At 71.0% G+C, this 14,988-nt stretch carries 14 protein-coding genes; 4 read left to right on the forward strand and 10 right to left on the reverse strand.

Annotation, left to right across the window (positions count from 1 at the left end; genetic code table 11):
* Positions 1-24: 24 nt before the first annotated feature.
* From AC07C1_RS19890 to tkt, 6 genes are all read right to left on the reverse strand, one after another.
* Entirely contained in the window at positions 25-519 is a 495-nt protein-coding gene (locus AC07C1_RS19890; protein WP_478940648.1) for a lamin tail domain-containing protein, read from the reverse strand.
* A gap of 178 nt (positions 520-697) precedes the next feature.
* Positions 698-1,480 carry a 6-phosphogluconolactonase gene (gene pgl, locus AC07C1_RS19895; RefSeq protein ID WP_478940650.1) on the reverse strand — a complete coding sequence of 261 codons (783 nt, stop codon included), beginning with the start codon at positions 1,478-1,480 and terminating at the stop codon, positions 698-700.
* The gene (gene opcA, locus AC07C1_RS19900; RefSeq protein ID WP_478940651.1) at positions 1,477-2,544 is read right to left on the reverse strand and encodes a glucose-6-phosphate dehydrogenase assembly protein OpcA; all 1,068 of its coding nucleotides are present in this window, start codon (positions 2,542-2,544) and stop codon (positions 1,477-1,479) included. Before opcA ends, pgl begins: the two co-directional genes overlap by 4 nt.
* Complete coding sequence (gene zwf, locus AC07C1_RS19905) at positions 2,541-4,079, reverse strand: glucose-6-phosphate dehydrogenase (RefSeq protein ID WP_478940652.1); 1,539 nt, start codon at positions 4,077-4,079, stop codon at positions 2,541-2,543. The genes opcA and zwf overlap by 4 nt, the downstream gene beginning before the upstream one ends.
* Position 4,080: 1 nt before the next feature.
* Positions 4,081-5,199 carry a transaldolase gene (gene tal, locus AC07C1_RS19910; protein ID WP_478940653.1) on the reverse strand — a complete coding sequence of 373 codons (1,119 nt, stop codon included), beginning with the start codon at positions 5,197-5,199 and terminating at the stop codon, positions 4,081-4,083.
* 33 nt (positions 5,200-5,232) lie between these two features.
* Positions 5,233-7,320 (reverse strand): transketolase, encoded by a 2,088-nt coding sequence (tkt, locus tag AC07C1_RS19915; protein ID WP_478940654.1) that lies wholly within the window; start codon positions 7,318-7,320, stop codon positions 5,233-5,235.
* A gap of 377 nt (positions 7,321-7,697) precedes the next feature.
* On the opposite strand from tkt, the gene AC07C1_RS19920 reads away from it, so the two are divergent.
* From AC07C1_RS19920 to AC07C1_RS19935, 4 genes are all read left to right on the forward strand, one after another.
* On the forward strand, positions 7,698-8,687 hold the full coding sequence (locus tag AC07C1_RS19920) for a heme o synthase (protein WP_478940878.1): 990 nt from the start codon (positions 7,698-7,700) through the stop codon (positions 8,685-8,687).
* A gap of 93 nt (positions 8,688-8,780) precedes the next feature.
* Positions 8,781-9,113, forward strand: coding sequence for a hypothetical protein (locus tag AC07C1_RS19925; protein ID WP_478940655.1), 333 nt, complete (start codon positions 8,781-8,783; stop codon positions 9,111-9,113).
* 175 nt (positions 9,114-9,288) lie between these two features.
* Positions 9,289-10,395, forward strand: a complete 1,107-nt coding sequence (locus tag AC07C1_RS19930) for an amidohydrolase family protein (protein ID WP_478940656.1) — start codon at positions 9,289-9,291, stop codon at positions 10,393-10,395.
* A gap of 39 nt (positions 10,396-10,434) precedes the next feature.
* A complete protein-coding gene (locus AC07C1_RS19935; protein WP_478940657.1) occupies positions 10,435-11,172 on the forward strand; it encodes a nucleotidyltransferase domain-containing protein in 738 nt (245 codons plus the stop codon).
* Between the two features lies 1 nt (position 11,173).
* Here AC07C1_RS19935 and AC07C1_RS19940 read toward each other — a convergent pair whose 3' ends face one another.
* The 4 genes from AC07C1_RS19940 to AC07C1_RS19955 all read right to left on the reverse strand — a co-directional run bounded on the left by AC07C1_RS19940 (position 11,174) and on the right by AC07C1_RS19955 (position 14,819).
* On the reverse strand, positions 11,174-12,184 hold the full coding sequence (locus AC07C1_RS19940) for a COX15/CtaA family protein (RefSeq protein ID WP_478940658.1): 1,011 nt from the start codon (positions 12,182-12,184) through the stop codon (positions 11,174-11,176).
* 94 nt (positions 12,185-12,278) lie between these two features.
* On the reverse strand, positions 12,279-13,052 hold the full coding sequence (locus AC07C1_RS19945) for an ABC transporter permease (RefSeq protein WP_478940659.1): 774 nt from the start codon (positions 13,050-13,052) through the stop codon (positions 12,279-12,281).
* Positions 13,049-13,972 carry an ABC transporter ATP-binding protein gene (locus tag AC07C1_RS19950; RefSeq protein WP_478940660.1) on the reverse strand — a complete coding sequence of 308 codons (924 nt, stop codon included), beginning with the start codon at positions 13,970-13,972 and terminating at the stop codon, positions 13,049-13,051. The genes AC07C1_RS19945 and AC07C1_RS19950 overlap by 4 nt, the downstream gene beginning before the upstream one ends.
* A gap of 31 nt (positions 13,973-14,003) precedes the next feature.
* Positions 14,004-14,819 carry an AAC(3) family N-acetyltransferase gene (locus tag AC07C1_RS19955; protein WP_478940661.1) on the reverse strand — a complete coding sequence of 272 codons (816 nt, stop codon included), beginning with the start codon at positions 14,817-14,819 and terminating at the stop codon, positions 14,004-14,006.
* Positions 14,820-14,988 lie beyond the last annotated feature (169 nt).

Consider the following 14,988-nt stretch of genomic DNA (forward strand, 5'->3'; position numbering starts at 1 on the left):
GCCGGTCCGGCGGCCGGCGCGGCGTCAGCCGTGGTAGGTGATGTAACCGTTGCCGTCCCGGTCGTCGCGGGACTTGGTGTAGGCGTGGGTGTCCGCGTGCGCCCCGGACGGCTTGTACAGGTAGATGGTGTCCTTGTCGTTGTTCCAGATGAAGTTGCAGTTCTGGCGGTAGACGACGTTGTCGGCGTCCGAGTCGGTGCCGTGGCCCCCGCGCAGCCTCACGTAGTCGCCGGGCTGGAGATAGTGGTTGGCGGTGAAGGTGAAGTGGTTGCCCGTGGCGTCTTCGACGGCGTAGCCCTTCAGGTTCACCGTGGCGGTCCGCGAGTAGTTCTTGATCGTCACGTACTCGCTCTTGCTGTTGCCCGTGGTGCAGTTGTTGGAGTCCCGTCCCGGGGCGTCGTACTGGACGCCCTTGACCTTCAGGGACGAGGAGTACTCGGTGGCCTGGGCCGGGGCCGCGACGACGACGGCGAGCGTCCCGGCGGTGACAGCGGTGGCCAGCGCGAAGCGTATGCGCATGAGGTCCCCCCTCAAGTGTGCGAATGGTGCGGCCAGGAGCTTACACAAAAGATGAGCGGTACATGTACGTACCGTGCAGAAAACGTGAAGAGCCCGGGCTGAGGGGGAGTCACCAAGACGGCGGGGGCGGCAGAGGAGTCATCCTCTGCCGCCCCCGTTCGTCACGGTGAGGGGTTCGTCAGGGCGAGGCCGGCGGATACAGCGACCGCGGCAACTGCGAAGCCGCCGCCGCGTCGAGCAGCCACAGCGTGCGCGAGCGCCCGTACGCCCCCGCCGCCGGTGCCTGGATCTCACCCGCGCCGGACAGCGCGATGGCCACCGCCTCCGCCTTGTCCGCACCGGCCGCGAGCAGCCAGACCTCGCGGGCCGAGCGGATCGCGGGAAGGGTCAGGCTGATCCGGGTCGGCGGCGGCTTGGGCGCGCCGTGGACACCGACCACCGTGCGCTCGGTCTCCCGCACGGCCGGCAACTCCGGGAAGAGCGAGGCCACATGGGTGTCCGGGCCGACGCCCAGCATCAGGACGTCGAAGGTCGGCACCGGGCCGTGGTTCTCCGGCCCGGCCGCCTTCGCCAGCTCCGCCGCGTACGCCTCCGCCGCGGCCTCGACGTCCGCGCCGTACGGGCCGTCGGAGGCGGGCATGGCGTGCACGCGCTCCGGGTCCAGCGGCACCGAGTCCAGCAGGGCCTCGCGGGCCTGCGTGACATTGCGCTCGGGGTCGCCCTCGGGAAGGAAACGCTCGTCGCCCCACCACAGGTCGAGGCGGCCCCAGTCGACGGCGTCGCGGGCGGGCGCCGCCGCCAGCGCGGCCAGCAGGCCGTTGCCGTTGCGGCCGCCGGTGAGGACCACGGACGCGGTGCCCCGGGAGGCCTGCGCGTCCACGATCTTCGTGATCAGGCGGGCCGCGGCGGCCTGCGCCATCAGCTCCTTGTCGTGGTGGACGACCAGCTGCGGAGTGCTCACTTCGCCGCCGCCCTCCTCGTCGGTGCCTTCTTGGCGGTCTTGGCCGCGGCCTTCTTCGCGGGCGCCTTCGCGGCCTCCTCGACCGGCTCCGGCTCGGCCACCGGCTCGGCCTCGGCGACCGTGGGCCGCTGCTCCGGAACGGTGTTCAGCCGCTCCACGCCATAGCGCAGCGCCGACGCGTAGGTGTCGTCCGGGTCCAGCCGGCGCAGCTCCTCCGCGATCAGCTCGGCGGTGTCCCGCCGCTTGAGCGCCACCGCGCGGGCCGGCTGCCCCTCGATGGTCAGCGTGGCCAGCGAGCCGTCCGCCCGGTCCAGGGTGATCGGGCCGCAGCTGGTGTCCATACGGACGGCCGTGAGACCCGGGCCGGAGGAGAGCGAGCGCTTCACCGGCACGTCCAGCCGGTCCGCGAGCCACATCGCCAGCAGCTCGCAGCTCGGGTTGAACTCCTCGCCCTCCACCTCGACGGCCCGCACCTCGCAGGTGACCTGGTCCAGCGCCGCCGCGAGCATCGAGCGCCACGGCGTGATCCGGGTCCAGGACAGGTCGGTGTCGCCGGGCGTGTAGGCCTCGGCGCGGGCGGACAGCTCCCGCACCGGCTGCTCGGCGGCGTAGGTGTCGGTGACCCGGCGCTGGGCGAGCGCGCCCAGCGGGTCCTTCGCCGGATCCAGCGGGGCGTTCACCGGCCACCACACGACGACCGGTGCGTCCGGCAGCAGCAGCGGCAGGACCACCGAGTCGGCGTGGTCGACGACCTCGCCGTACATCCGGAGCACGACCGTCTCGCCGGTGCCGGCGTCCGCGCCCACCCGAACCTCGGCGTCGAGACGCGAGGACGTACGGTCGCGCGGGGTGCGCGAGACCCGCTTGATGACCACCAGCGTGCGCGAGGGGTGCTCGCGCGAGGCGTCGTTGGCCGCCTTCAGCGCGTCGTAGGCGTTCTCCTCGTCGGTGACGATGACGAGGGTCAGGACCATGCCGACGGCGGGCGTGCCGATGGCGCGGCGGCCCTTGACGAGCGCCTTGTTGATCTCGCCGGCGGTGGTGTCGGTCAGGTCTGTCTTCATGGCCGGCGCCAGCTCCGTCCGTCTCGTGCGAGCATCTCGTCCGCCTCGGCCGGCCCCCAGGTGCCCGACGGGTACTGCGCGGGCCTGCCGTGCTTGTCCCAGTGATCCTCGATCGGATCGAGGATCTCCCAGGACAGCTCGACCTCCTCCGTACGCGGAAAGAGGTTGGCGTCACCCAGCAGCACGTCCAGGATCAGGCGCTCGTACGCCTCCGGGCTGGACTCCGTGAAGGACTCGCCGTAGGCGAAGTCCATGGAGACGTCCCGGATCTCCATCGAGGTGCCCGGCACCTTCGAGCCGAAGCGGACCGTGATGCCCTCGTCCGGCTGGACACGGATGACGATCGCGTTCGAGCCCAGCTCCTCCGTCGCCGTGTGGTCGAAGGGGGAGTGCGGGGCCCGCTGGAAGACGACCGCGATCTCCGTCACGCGGCGGCCGAGACGCTTGCCGGTGCGCAGATAGAAGGGGACGCCCGCCCAGCGGCGGTTGTCGATCTCCAGCTTCACGGCCGCGTACGTGTCGGTCTTCGACCCAGCGTCGATGCCCTCCTCTTCGAGGTAGCCGATGACCTTCTCGCCGCCCTGCCAGCCGGCCGCGTACTGACCGCGTACGGTGTTGCGGCCGAGGTCCTTCGGCAGCCGGACGGCGCCGAGCACCTTGGTCTTCTCCGCGGCCAGCGCGTCCGCGCCGAAGGAGGCGGGCTCCTCCATCGCGGTCAGCGCGAGCAGCTGCAGAAGGTGGTTCTGGATCACGTCACGGGCGGCGCCGATGCCGTCGTAGTAGCCCGCGCGGCCGCCGATGCCGATGTCCTCGGCCATGGTGATCTGCACGTGGTCCACGAAGGACCGGTTCCAGATCGGCTCGAACATCGTGTTGGCGAAGCGCAGCGCCAGTATGTTCTGGACGGTCTCCTTGCCGAGGTAGTGGTCGATCCGGAACACCTGGTCCGGCTCGAACACCTCGTGCACGACCTTGTTCAGCTCCTCGGCCGACTTCAGGTCGTGGCCGAAGGGCTTCTCGATGACCGCGCGCCGCCAGGAACCGCCCGACTGGTCGGCGAGACCGTGCTTCTTCAGCTGCTGGATGACCACCGGGAAGGAGCGCGGCGGCACCGAGAGGTAGAAGGCGAAGTTGCCGCCCGTGCCCTGGGCCTTGTCCAGCTCCTCGATGGTGGCGCGCAGCCGCTCGAAGGCATCGTCGTCGTCGAAGGTGCCCTGGACGAAGCGCATCCCCTGGATGAGCTGCTGCCAGACTTCCTCGCGGAACGGCGTGCGCGAGTGCTCCTTGACCGCGTCGTGCACGACCTCGGCGAAGTCCTCGTGCTCCCAGTCGCGGCGGGCGAAGCCCACCAGCGAGAAGCCCGGCGGCAGCAGACCCCGGTTGGCGAGGTCGTACACCGCGGGCATCAGCTTCTTGCGGGACAGGTCGCCCGTGACGCCGAAGATGACCAGGCCCGACGGCCCCGCGATACGCGGGAGCCGTCGGTCGGCCGGGTCACGAAGCGGGTTCGCTCCGGAACCGGAAACGGGTGACAAATCAGCCCTCCGAGGGGGCGAGGCGCTCGAGCTCCGCCTGGGTCGACTTCAGCAGGTCGTTCCAGGACGCCTCGAACTTCTCCACGCCCTCTTCCTCCAGCACCCGGACCACGTCGTCGTACGCGATCCCGAGCTTCTCCAGCGCGTCGAGGTCGGCGCGCGCCTGCTCGTAGGTGCCGGCGACGGTGTTGCCGGTGATCTCGCCGTGGTCCTCGGTGGCCTCCAGGGTGGCCTCCGGCATGGTGTTGACCGTGTTCGGCGCGACCAGCTCGGTGACGTACATGGTGTCCGCGTACGCCGGGTCCTTCACACCGGTCGACGCCCACAGCGGACGCTGCTTGTTGGCGCCCGCCTTCTCCAGCGCGTTCCAGCGGTCGGAGGAGAAGACCTCCTCGTACGCCTGGTAGGCGAGACGCGCGTTGGCGATGGCGGCCTTGCCGCGCAGCGCCTTGGCCTCGTCGGTGCCGATCTCGTCCAGGCGCTTGTCGATCTCGGTGTCCACCCGGGACACGAAGAAGGACGCCACGGAGTGGATCTTCGAGAGGTCCAGGCCGCGCTCCTTGGCCTTCTCCAGGCCGGAGAGGTACGCGTCCATGACGGCCCGGTACCGCTCCAGGGAGAAGATCAGCGTGACGTTGACGCTGATGCCGAGCCCGATCGTCGAGGTGATCGCCGGCAGACCCGCCATGGTGGCCGGGATCTTGATCAGGGTGTTCGGGCGGTCGACGAGCCAGGCCAGCTGCTTGGCCTCGGCGACGGTCGCCTTCTCGTTGTGCGCGAGGCGCGGGTCGACCTCGATGGAGACCCGGCCGTCCTTGCCGCCCGTCGCGTCGAAGACGGGGCGCATGATGTCGGCGGCGTCGCGGACGTCCGCCGTGGTGATCATGCGGATCGCCTCTTCGACGGTGACCTTGCGGTAGGCGAGGTCCGACAGCTGCTGGTCGTAGCCGTCGCCCTGCGAGATCGCCTTCTGGAAGATCGTCGGGTTGGTGGTGACGCCCACGACGTGCTGCTGGTCGATCAGCTCGGCGAGGTTGCCGGACGTGATCCGCTTGCGCGACAGGTCGTCCAGCCAGATCGCCACGCCTTCTTCGGAGAGGCGCTTGAGTGCGTCTGTCATGGAATTACATCTCCTACGTGTCGTATATGAGCGTCAGCGCTGGACGGCGGCGATGGATTCCCGCGCCTTGGCGGCCACGTTCTCGGCAGTGAAGCCGAACTCGCGGAAGAGCACCTTGCCGTCGGCGGAAGCACCGAAGTGCTCCAGGGAAACGATGCGGCCGGCGTCCCCCACGTACTTGTGCCAGGTCAGGCCGATGCCCGCCTCCACGGCGACTCGGGCCTTCAAGGACGGCGGCAGCACGGAGTCCCGGTACCCCTGGTCCTGCTGCTCGAACCACTCCACGCACGGCATCGACACGACGCGGGTGGGCACGCCCTCGGCCTGGAGCTGCTCACGCGCCTCCACGGCCACATGCACCTCGGAACCGGTGGCGATCAGGACGACCTGCGGCTCGCCACCCTCGGCCTCGAAGAGCACGTAGCCACCACGGGCGGCGTTCTCGTCGGGCTCGTAGGCCGGCACGCCCTGGCGGGTGAGCGCGAGGCCGTGCGGCTGGCCCTTGCCGAACTCCTTGGTGTAGCGCTTGAGGATCTCGCGCCAGGCGATGGCGGTCTCGTTGGCGTCCGCCGGGCGGACGATGTTCAGACCCGGGATCGCGCGCAGCGAGGCCAGGTGCTCGACCGGCTGGTGTGTCGGGCCGTCCTCGCCGAGGCCGATGGAGTCGTGCGTCCACACGAAGGTCACCGGCAGGTGCATCAGGGCCGACAGGCGCACCGCGTTGCGCATGTAGTCGGAGAACACCAGGAAGGTGCCGCCGTAGACCCGGGTGTTGCCGTGCAGCGTGATGCCGTTCAGCTCGGCACCCATGGAGTGCTCGCGGATGCCGAAGTGGATCGTGCGGCCGTACGGGTTGGCCTCGGGCAGCGGGTTGCCCTCGGGGAGGAACGAGCTGTCCTTGTCGATCGTGGTGTTGTTCGACCCGGCGAGGTCGGCGGAGCCGCCCCACAGTTCGGGGATGACCGCGCCCAGCGCCTGCAGCACCTTGCCGGAGGCGGCACGGGTGGCGACGGCCTTGCCCGGCTCGAAGACCGGGAGCTTCTCCTCCCAGCCGGTGGGCAGCTCGCCCTTGCTGATGCGGTCGAAGTCGGCGGCACGCTCGGCGTTGTTGTTCCGCCACTCCTGGAAGGACTTCTCCCACTCGGCCTTGGCCTGGCGGCCCCGGTCGAGCGCCTGGCGGGTGTGGGCGATGACCTCGTCGGAGACCTCGAAGCTCTGCTCGGGGTCGAAGCCGAGGACACGCTTGGTGGCCGCGACCTCCTCGTCGCCGAGGGCCGAGCCGTGGGCGGCCTCGGTGTTCTGCGCGTTCGGGGCGGGCCAGGCGATGATCGAGCGCATCGCGATGAACGACGGCCGGTCGGTGACCCGCTTGGCCTCCTGGATCGCGGCGAAGATCGCCGCCGGGTCCAGGTCGCCGTCCTCCTTGGCCTCCACGCGCTGGACGTGCCAGCCGTAGGCCTCGTACCGCTTGACGGTGTCCTCGGAGACGGCCGTCTCGGTGTCGCCCTCGATCGAGATGTGGTTGTCGTCCCACAGCAGGATCAGGTTGCCCAGCTTCTGGTGGCCGGCCAGCGAGGACGCCTCCGCGGAGATGCCCTCCTGGAGGCAGCCGTCACCGGCGATGCAGTAGATGAAGTGGTCGAACGGGGACTCGCCCCGCGGGGCGTCCGGGTCGAACAGGCCGCGCTCGTAGCGGGCGGCCATCGCCATGCCCACCGCGTTGGCCACACCCTGGCCCAGCGGGCCGGTGGTGGTCTCGACGCCCTTGGTGTGCCCGTACTCCGGGTGGCCCGGGGTCTTCGAACCCCACGTCCGGAAGGCCTTGAGGTCGTCCAGCTCCAGGCCGAAACCGGCCAGGTAGAGCTGTGTGTAGAGGGTCAGGGACGAGTGGCCGGCGGACAGCACGAAGCGGTCGCGCCCGACCCACTCCGGGTCGGCCGGGTCGTGCCGCATCACCTTCTGGAAGAGGGTGTAGGCGGCCGGGGCCAGGCTCATCGCCGTACCGGGATGGCCGTTGCCGACCTTCTGTACGGCGTCGGCGGCCAGGACGCGGGCGGTGTCCACGGCCCGCTGGTCCAGGTCGGTCCACTCAAGGTCTGTGGTGGTCGGCTTGGTGCTCACCCTGGGTCAGGGCTCCTCTCCACATGTCGTTCGCCGGTCTTCGGGGCATGCGCCCACCCGGCCGCCGACGTGCTCGGCGCCCGCCGGCCGCTGTCGAGCCTACCCCCGTAAAGACGTGCGTTTTTTCGAGTCTTTACAGACTGCCGGGACTCCGTGCGATCCGCCTCCCGACTGGCCGACAAGGCATTCGGCACATGAATACGGAGGCGCTCATCTGACCGCTCAATCGAGCCCTGCGGCACCTCGTATGCGATGCCCGCCAACACGAGCCCACCCCCGCGAAGGCCGGGGTATGGGCAACGTCTAAAGTGGCGTGGTACGCGCGAGCCTTTACCGGGACTTCACACGGGGGGCTTGCTGGGATGTCTCTGTCAGGGGTGTGCGTGACGGCCGTCGAATCCCGTCCTGGGGGCACCTCCCAGGCCGTTAAGGCTCTGGGGGAGGGTGTGCTCGGTGGTGCGAGCCAGGGCCGGGCTCATCGGCCGTTCGGGGCCCGTGTCAAGGCGTTCGTGGCGCTGACCAAGCCGCGGATCATCGAGCTGCTGCTCATCACCACCGTTCCGGTGATGTTCCTGGCACAGCAGGGTGTGCCCGACCTGAAGCTGGTCCTGCTGACCTGCGTGGGCGGCTACCTCTCCGCGGGTGGCGCCAACGCGCTGAACATGTACATCGACCGGGACATCGACGCCCTGATGGACCGCACCTCGCAGCGGCCGCTGGTGACCGGCATGGTCAGCCCGCCCGAGTGCCTGGCCTTCGGCATCACCCTGGCCGTCGTCTCGACGCTGCTGTTCGGATTCACCGTCAACTGGCTGAGCGCCTGGCTGTCACTCGGAGCGCTCCTCTTCTACGTCGTCGTCTATACGATGATCCTCAAGCGGCGTACCTCCCAGAACATCGTGTGGGGTGGCATCGCGGGCTGCCTCCCGGTGCTGATCGGCTGGTCCTCCGTCACGAACTCGATGTCGTGGGCGCCGGTCGTCCTCTTCCTCGTCATGTTCTTCTGGACCCCGCCGCACTACTGGCCGCTGTCCATGAAGGTCAAGGACGACTACGCGCGCGTGGGCGTGCCGATGCTCCCGGTCGTCGCCTCCAACAAGGTCGTCGCCAAGCAGATCGTGATCTACAGCTGGGTGATGGTCGCCGTCTCCCTGCTGCTGACCCCGCTCGGCTACACCGGCTGGTTCTACACGGTGGTCGCCCTCGCGGCCGGCGGCTTCTGGCTCTGGGAGGCCCACGGGCTGCAGAACCGGGCGAAGGCCGAGGTGACCGGGGCCAAGCTCAAGGAGATGCGTCTCTTCCACTGGTCGATCACCTATGTGTCGATCCTCTTCGTCGCCGTCGCGGTGGACCCCTTCCTCCGCTAGCCCTCTGATTCCTCCGGTACGGGAGGGGTGCGTGGCCAAGACCACGTGCCCCTCCCGTCGCCGTTCGATCTACCCGTCGGTAGCATCCTGGCCATGGCAGACACGCAGCAGGTTGACCCGAAGGCCGACGCCAAGGCCGAGCGCAAGGTGGCGAAGCTGGCCCGGCAGATCAGCGCCTTCTCCAAGGCCCACGGCGGCGCCGAGGGCCAGGTGGCCCACATCGGCGAACGCGGTGCCCGCATCGTGCTCGTCGGCGAGGACGGCGGCTGGGGCGATCTGGTGGCGCCCAGCACGAAGATCGCCGAGCAGGCGGTGGAGAAGTCCGGTATCACCGTCCACGAGTCCTTCGACGGCGAGTTCGCGGCGAAGGTGACGACGGGCTCGTACGAGTGGAAGCGGATGGCGGGCATCCAGCTCGGCGGCTGAGCCCCGGGGTGCCGGTGGTCCGGCGACTGCTGATCCGTCGGGAGCGGTCGCGCCCCGCGGCGGAGCCGCGGATGGACCCGGCCCGGCGCTCCGTTGGGCCGGCTGCCGCCACCTGAACCCGATTCACCCGTTAGGACGGGTAAGGCAGCACAGCGCGTCCTCCCGGGGAGCCGGAATGATCGAAACGCCGTCCCTCGTGGACCAGTACTGCCACGGAGTGCTGCGCACCGAGCTGGGCCTCGGCACCTTCGAGGCCCAGCTGGCCCGCACCGAGGGACCACCGGCCCCGGGCACCACCCTCTTCGACACCCAGACCGGCTTCGCCGTGCGGCGCTGGTGCCCGCCCCTGCTCGGCCTGGAACCGCACTGCCCGCCCGCCCGCTATCTGGCCCGGCGCCGGGAACTGGGCGTCCTGGAAGCGGGCCGCAGACTGCTGCGGGGCACCGGGATCACCACCTACCTCGTCGACACGGGCCTGCCCGGCGACCTCACCGGCCCCGCCGAGATGGCCTGCGACGGCGGCGCCGCCGCTCGCGAGATCGTCCGCCTGGAGCCGCTGGCGGAGCAGGTCGCCGACACCTCCGGCACCGTCGAGTCCTTCCTGGCCAACCTCGCCGAGTCGGTGCACGGCGCCGCCGCGAACGCGGTCGCCTTCACCTCCGTCGCGGGCCTCAGACACGGCCTGGCTCTCGCATCCGAGCCACCCGGGCCGGGAGAGGTACGGGGCGCGGCGGGCCGCTGGCTGGCCGGGCGACGGGTCGGCGGGCCACTGACCGACGCGGTGCTGCTCAGGCACCTGCTGTGGATCGCGGTCGCCTCCGGTCTGCCGCTGCAACTGCACGCCGGACTCGGCGAACCCGGCTCCCGCGTCGACCGTACGGACCCGGTGCCGCTGACCGACTTCGCGCGGGCCACGGCCGGCCTCGGCACCGACCTGGTCCTGCTGCACGGCTACCCGCACCACCGCCACGCCGCCCATCTGGCCGGTGTCTTCCCGCACGTGTACGCCGACTCGGGCGCCGCCCTCGTGCGTACCGGCGCCCGCGCGGCCACGGTCCTCGCCGAGATCCTGGAGCTGGCCCCCTTCGGCAAGATCCTGTTCTCCACCGGCGCCCACGGCCTGCCGGAGCTGCACGTCGTAGGCGCCCGCATCTTCCGCGAGGCCCTGGGTGGCGTCCTGGGCACCTGGGTCGCCGAGGGCGCGTGGTCCCTGGAGGACGCCCAGCGGGTGGCCCGGCTGATCGCGGCGGACAACGCGCGCCGGGTGTACGGGCTGGAATGAGACCTGTACAGGGACCCGCCCGTTGCTGAGACTGAGGCGATGCCGACCGACACGCTCGTCGCCCGTTTCCTGCACGAACTGGCGCCCCTCGGGCCCCTGGCGGTGTGGGCGCACGGCTCACTGGCCGGCGGGGACTACCAGGAGGGCCGCAGCGACCTGGACCTCATCGCCGTACTGCCCCGGGCCGTGCGCCCGCGGCAGGTCTGGCAGGTGGCGGTGCTGCACAGCTCGCTGCGCGGGGAACCGCTCGCCGCGAAACTCCACTGCAGCTACCTCACCCCGGCCACCCTGGAAGACCCGGGACGCTCGCACCTCACCTGGGCGCACGGAGGAGTGATGCGCCGCCCGGTCACCCCCGTCACCCGGCGTGAGCTGCACCACTTCGGCCGGGTGCTGCACGGTGCCGCGCCGGCCGGGCTGCTCCCACCGGTTCCCCGGCGACAGCTCGACGACTTCGTCGTCCGGGACCAGCGGGACTTCTGGCGGCCCGCGGTCGGCAGGACCCGGCTGTGGCGCCAGGACGCCTGGGTCGACCTGGGGCTGCTGACGTTCGCCCGGGCCACCGTGACCCTGCGTGACGGACGGCTGGTCTCCAAGCGGCAGGCGCTCGCCGAGCTGCCGGCTCTCGGCGCGCCCGCCGAGGTCGTCGCGGACATCGCCCGACGCCGCTACGAACACCCCGCTCCACCGGACGCCGCATGGCTCGCCCGGCGCGCCGAGCTGACCCGCGGCTACCTCGGCCCGGCCATCGACGCGCTGGTCACCACGTACGGATGAGTCACGCGCGCGTGCCGACCGTCACCTCGGCCGAGGGACCGGGCAGGTCCAGGGCCGCCTCCGGGCGCTCGCGCAGCGACAGCAGGACGCGCAGGACACCGATCCAGATCAGGCACGAGCCGAGCATGTGGAGGCCGACCAGGACCTCGGGCAGGTGCGTGAAGTACTGCACGTAACCGATCACGCCCTGGGCCAGCAGGACCAGGAACAGCTCCCGCGTCCGCGCCAGCGGCCCCCGGGGCGCGTCCACCGCCTTCAGGACGAACCACAGGGCGAACGTCAGCGTGACCACGATCCAGGCGAGCACCGCGTGCAGCTTGGCCACGGTCTCCCAGTCGATGGGGATCCGGTCGACCTCGGTGGAGTCGCCCGCGTGCGGCCCGGCACCGGTCACCACCGTCCCCACGGCGATGAGCAGCACGGACGCGGCCACCAGGAACCACACCAGCTGCCGCACGGCCGTGCCGACCAGCGGACGCGGCGCCCCGTCGCCCTCCCGGGTGCGCTGCCACATCGCCGTCGCGACGGCGATCAGCGCCGTGGAGAGCAGGAAGTGCGCGGCGACCGTGTACGGGTTGAGGCCGACCAGCACCACGATGCCGCCGAGCACGGCGTTGCCCATGACGATCCAGAACTGAGCCCAGCCCAGCCGGGTCAGGCCGCGCCGCCACGGCTTCTCGGAGCGGGCCGCGATGATCGCCCAGCCGACGGCCGCGCACAGCACGTACGTCAGCATGCGGTTGCCGAACTCGATGACCCCGTGGAAGCCCATGGCCCGGGTGGTGGTCAGCGAGTCGTCGGTGCAGGTGGGCCAGGTCGGGCAGCCGAGGCCCGAGCCGGTCAGCCGGACGGCGCCGCCGGTGACGACGATGACCACCGACATGACGAGCGCGGCGAGGGCCGCCCGCTGGACGGTCCGGGGATCCGGGGTCCAGCGTTCGGCGATCAGGGCGAGGGGGTTGCGCAGGGCCGCCTGGGCGTCGGCGCGGTTCAGCTTTGGCACGCCCACCATCGTAGGCCGCCGCTTGTGCACGCGTTCACGAGGGTCAGCCCCAGCGCGTTCACGAAGGTGGGTTCAGCAGGCCCCTACCAGCGCGTTCAGCGGGTCACTCCCAGCGGAAGAACTTTCCCGCGGCCGCCAGCCCGAGCACCGCCCACACGGCGAGGATCCCCAGGTCGCCCCAGGGCATCCCGGCGCCGTGCTGGAGCACGTCCCGCAGACCGTCCGACAGCGCCGAGATCGGCAGCAGGCCGAGGAGGTGCTGACCGGTCGGGCCGAACTTCTCCAGCGGCACGATCACCCCGCCGCCGACGAGCAGCAGCAGGAAGACCAGGTTGGCGGCGGCCAGCGTCGCCTCCGCCTTCAGGGTGCCCGCCATCAGCAGGCCGAGCCCGGAGAACGCGGCCGTGCCCAGGATCAGCAGGAGCAGCACGGCGGCGGGGTTGCCGTGCGGGGACCAGCCGAGCGCGAAGGCGATCACTGTCAGCAGGATCACCTGGAGGATCTCGGTGACCAGCACGGACGCCGTCTTCGCGGTCATCAGGGCCCACCGGGGCAACGGGGAGGAGGCGAGCCGCTTGAGGACGCCGTAGCGGCGCTCGAAGCCGGTCGCGATGGCCTGCCCGGTGAAGGCCGTCGACATCACGGCGAGCGCCAGGATGCCCGGCGCGAGGAAGTCGACCGCCTTGCCCGTGCCGGTGTCGACGACGTCCACGGTGCTGAAGAGCACCAGCAGCAGCGTCGGGACGACGACCGTCAGCAGCAGCTGTTCGCCGTTGCGCAGCAGCATCCGGGTCTCCAGCGCCGCCTGCGCCGCGATCATGCGGGGCAGGGGGGCCGCACCCGGCTTCGGGGTGTAGGTGCCCGACGCGGTGGTCATGAGCGCAGCTCCTTGCCGGTCAGCTCCAGAAAGACGTCCTCCAGGGTGTGCCGCTCGACCGAGATCCGGTCCGGCATCACCCCGTGCTGGGCACACCACGAGGTCACCGTGGCGAGCAGCTGCGGGTCGACGTTGCCGACGACCCGGTAGGAGCCCGGGGTCAGCTCGGCGGCCGTGCAGTCGGCCGGGAGCGCCTTGAGCAGCGAGCCCACGTCGAGGCCGGGGCGGCCGGTGAAGCGCAGGGTGTTCTCGGCGCCGCCCTTGCACAGCTCCTCGGGGGAGCCCTGGGCGATGACCCGGCCGCCGTCGACGATCGCCACGTCGTCGGCGAGCTGCTCGGCCTCTTCCATGTAGTGCGTGGTGAGGATGACCGAGACGCCGTCGGCGCGCAGGTCCCGCACCAGGTCCCAGGTGGCCCGGCGGGCCTGCGGGTCGAGGCCGGCCGTCGGCTCGTCGAGGAACACCAGCTCCGGGCGGCCCACGACGGCCATGGCGAGCGCGAGCCGCTGCTGCTGGCCGCCGGACAGCCGCCGGTAGGAGGTCCGGCCGCAGGAGCCGAGCCCGAGGCGTTCGGTCAGCGCGGCCACGTCCAGCGGATGCGCGTGCAGCCTGGCGATGTGGCGCAGCATCTCGTCCGCTCTGGCGCCCGAGTACACGCCGCCGGACTGGAGCATCACGCCGATGCGGGGCCGCAGTTCGGCGGACTGCCGGACCGGGTCGAGGCCCAGGACGCGCACCGTTCCGGAATCCGGCTTCCGGTACCCCTCGCAGGTCTCGACCGTGGTGGTCTTCCCCGCCCCGTTGGGGCCGAGTACGGCGGTCACGCCCGCCTGGGCCACCAGGTCGAGGCCGTCCACCGCGGTCTTCGTGCCATACCGCTTCACCAGGGCCTGGACCTGGACCACGGGCTCACTTCGCATGTCTGCAGAGTCTAGGGAGACCGCTTGCCGTTCACGCGCGGGGGTACGGGAAGTCCCCCGCACGGGGCCGGTGCAGCGGCAGCCACCGTTCGGCGTAGGCCACCGCGTCCGTCACCGGGAACAGCCGTACGTCCGCCGCGCCCACCGTGCCGCGCACGACCGGCCGGTCCCGTTCGAAGTCGTGGCCCAGCTCGTCGAAGCGGTCGGAGGTGATGGAGACCTCGACGACCGTCTCCCAGCCGCCGCCGGGAGCCGGCCGGCCGACCTCGACGCGCGGCGCCGGTATCCGGTACTCGGCCAGGTGGAAGCTGGTGCAGGCGTCGTAGCCCGCGCCGAGCAGCAGTACCCGGGCGCCCAGCTTCTCCAGCCGGGCCAGCGGGCTGCGCTCGCCGAGCCGGCAGTCGGGCGCGTGGCCGTCGGTGATCTCCTCCGCGCGCGGGCCGAGGGCCGCGAAGGAGGTCTGCGGATGCGCGCTGCGCCGTGCGCCGGGCCAGGTCCGCACGGTCTCGGGGATCACGCCGACCCCGCGCGAGGGGGTGATCAGCGGCTCGTACGGGGGCATGGTGGCCCGGATGCGGTCCCACCACTCCTCGGGCACCGGCGGGTTCCCCCACAGGGCCGGGTCGGACTGGTCTCCGGTCTGGGTGGGGACGACGAGTGTGCCGGACTGGCCCAGTGCGTCGAGGATTCCCTGGACGACGGCGGCGGCGCCTCCGTTGACCCAGCCGAGGGAACTGAGCGAGGAATGTACGAGGAGGATCTCGCCGGTCTCGACACCCAGCAGGCGCAGCTGTGCGGCGATGCTGTCCCGAGTGACAAGAGGGCCGGTCGGAGGGGGTGCGGGCATGCTTCGGGAGTCTTCCCGACGGGGCCTCGCGGCGCTACTGATTTGACCGGCGACGGGTCCGCGGACGATCGATCAGATGATCGTTTCCGCAGGTCGGATTAGGTATGCCTAAGTGACGTAGGGCACCGCCCGGTGATCCAGGCGCCGCTTGTCAGGCTCCGCGGAATTA

The organism is Streptomyces sp. NPDC045022, assembly GCF_056432605.1.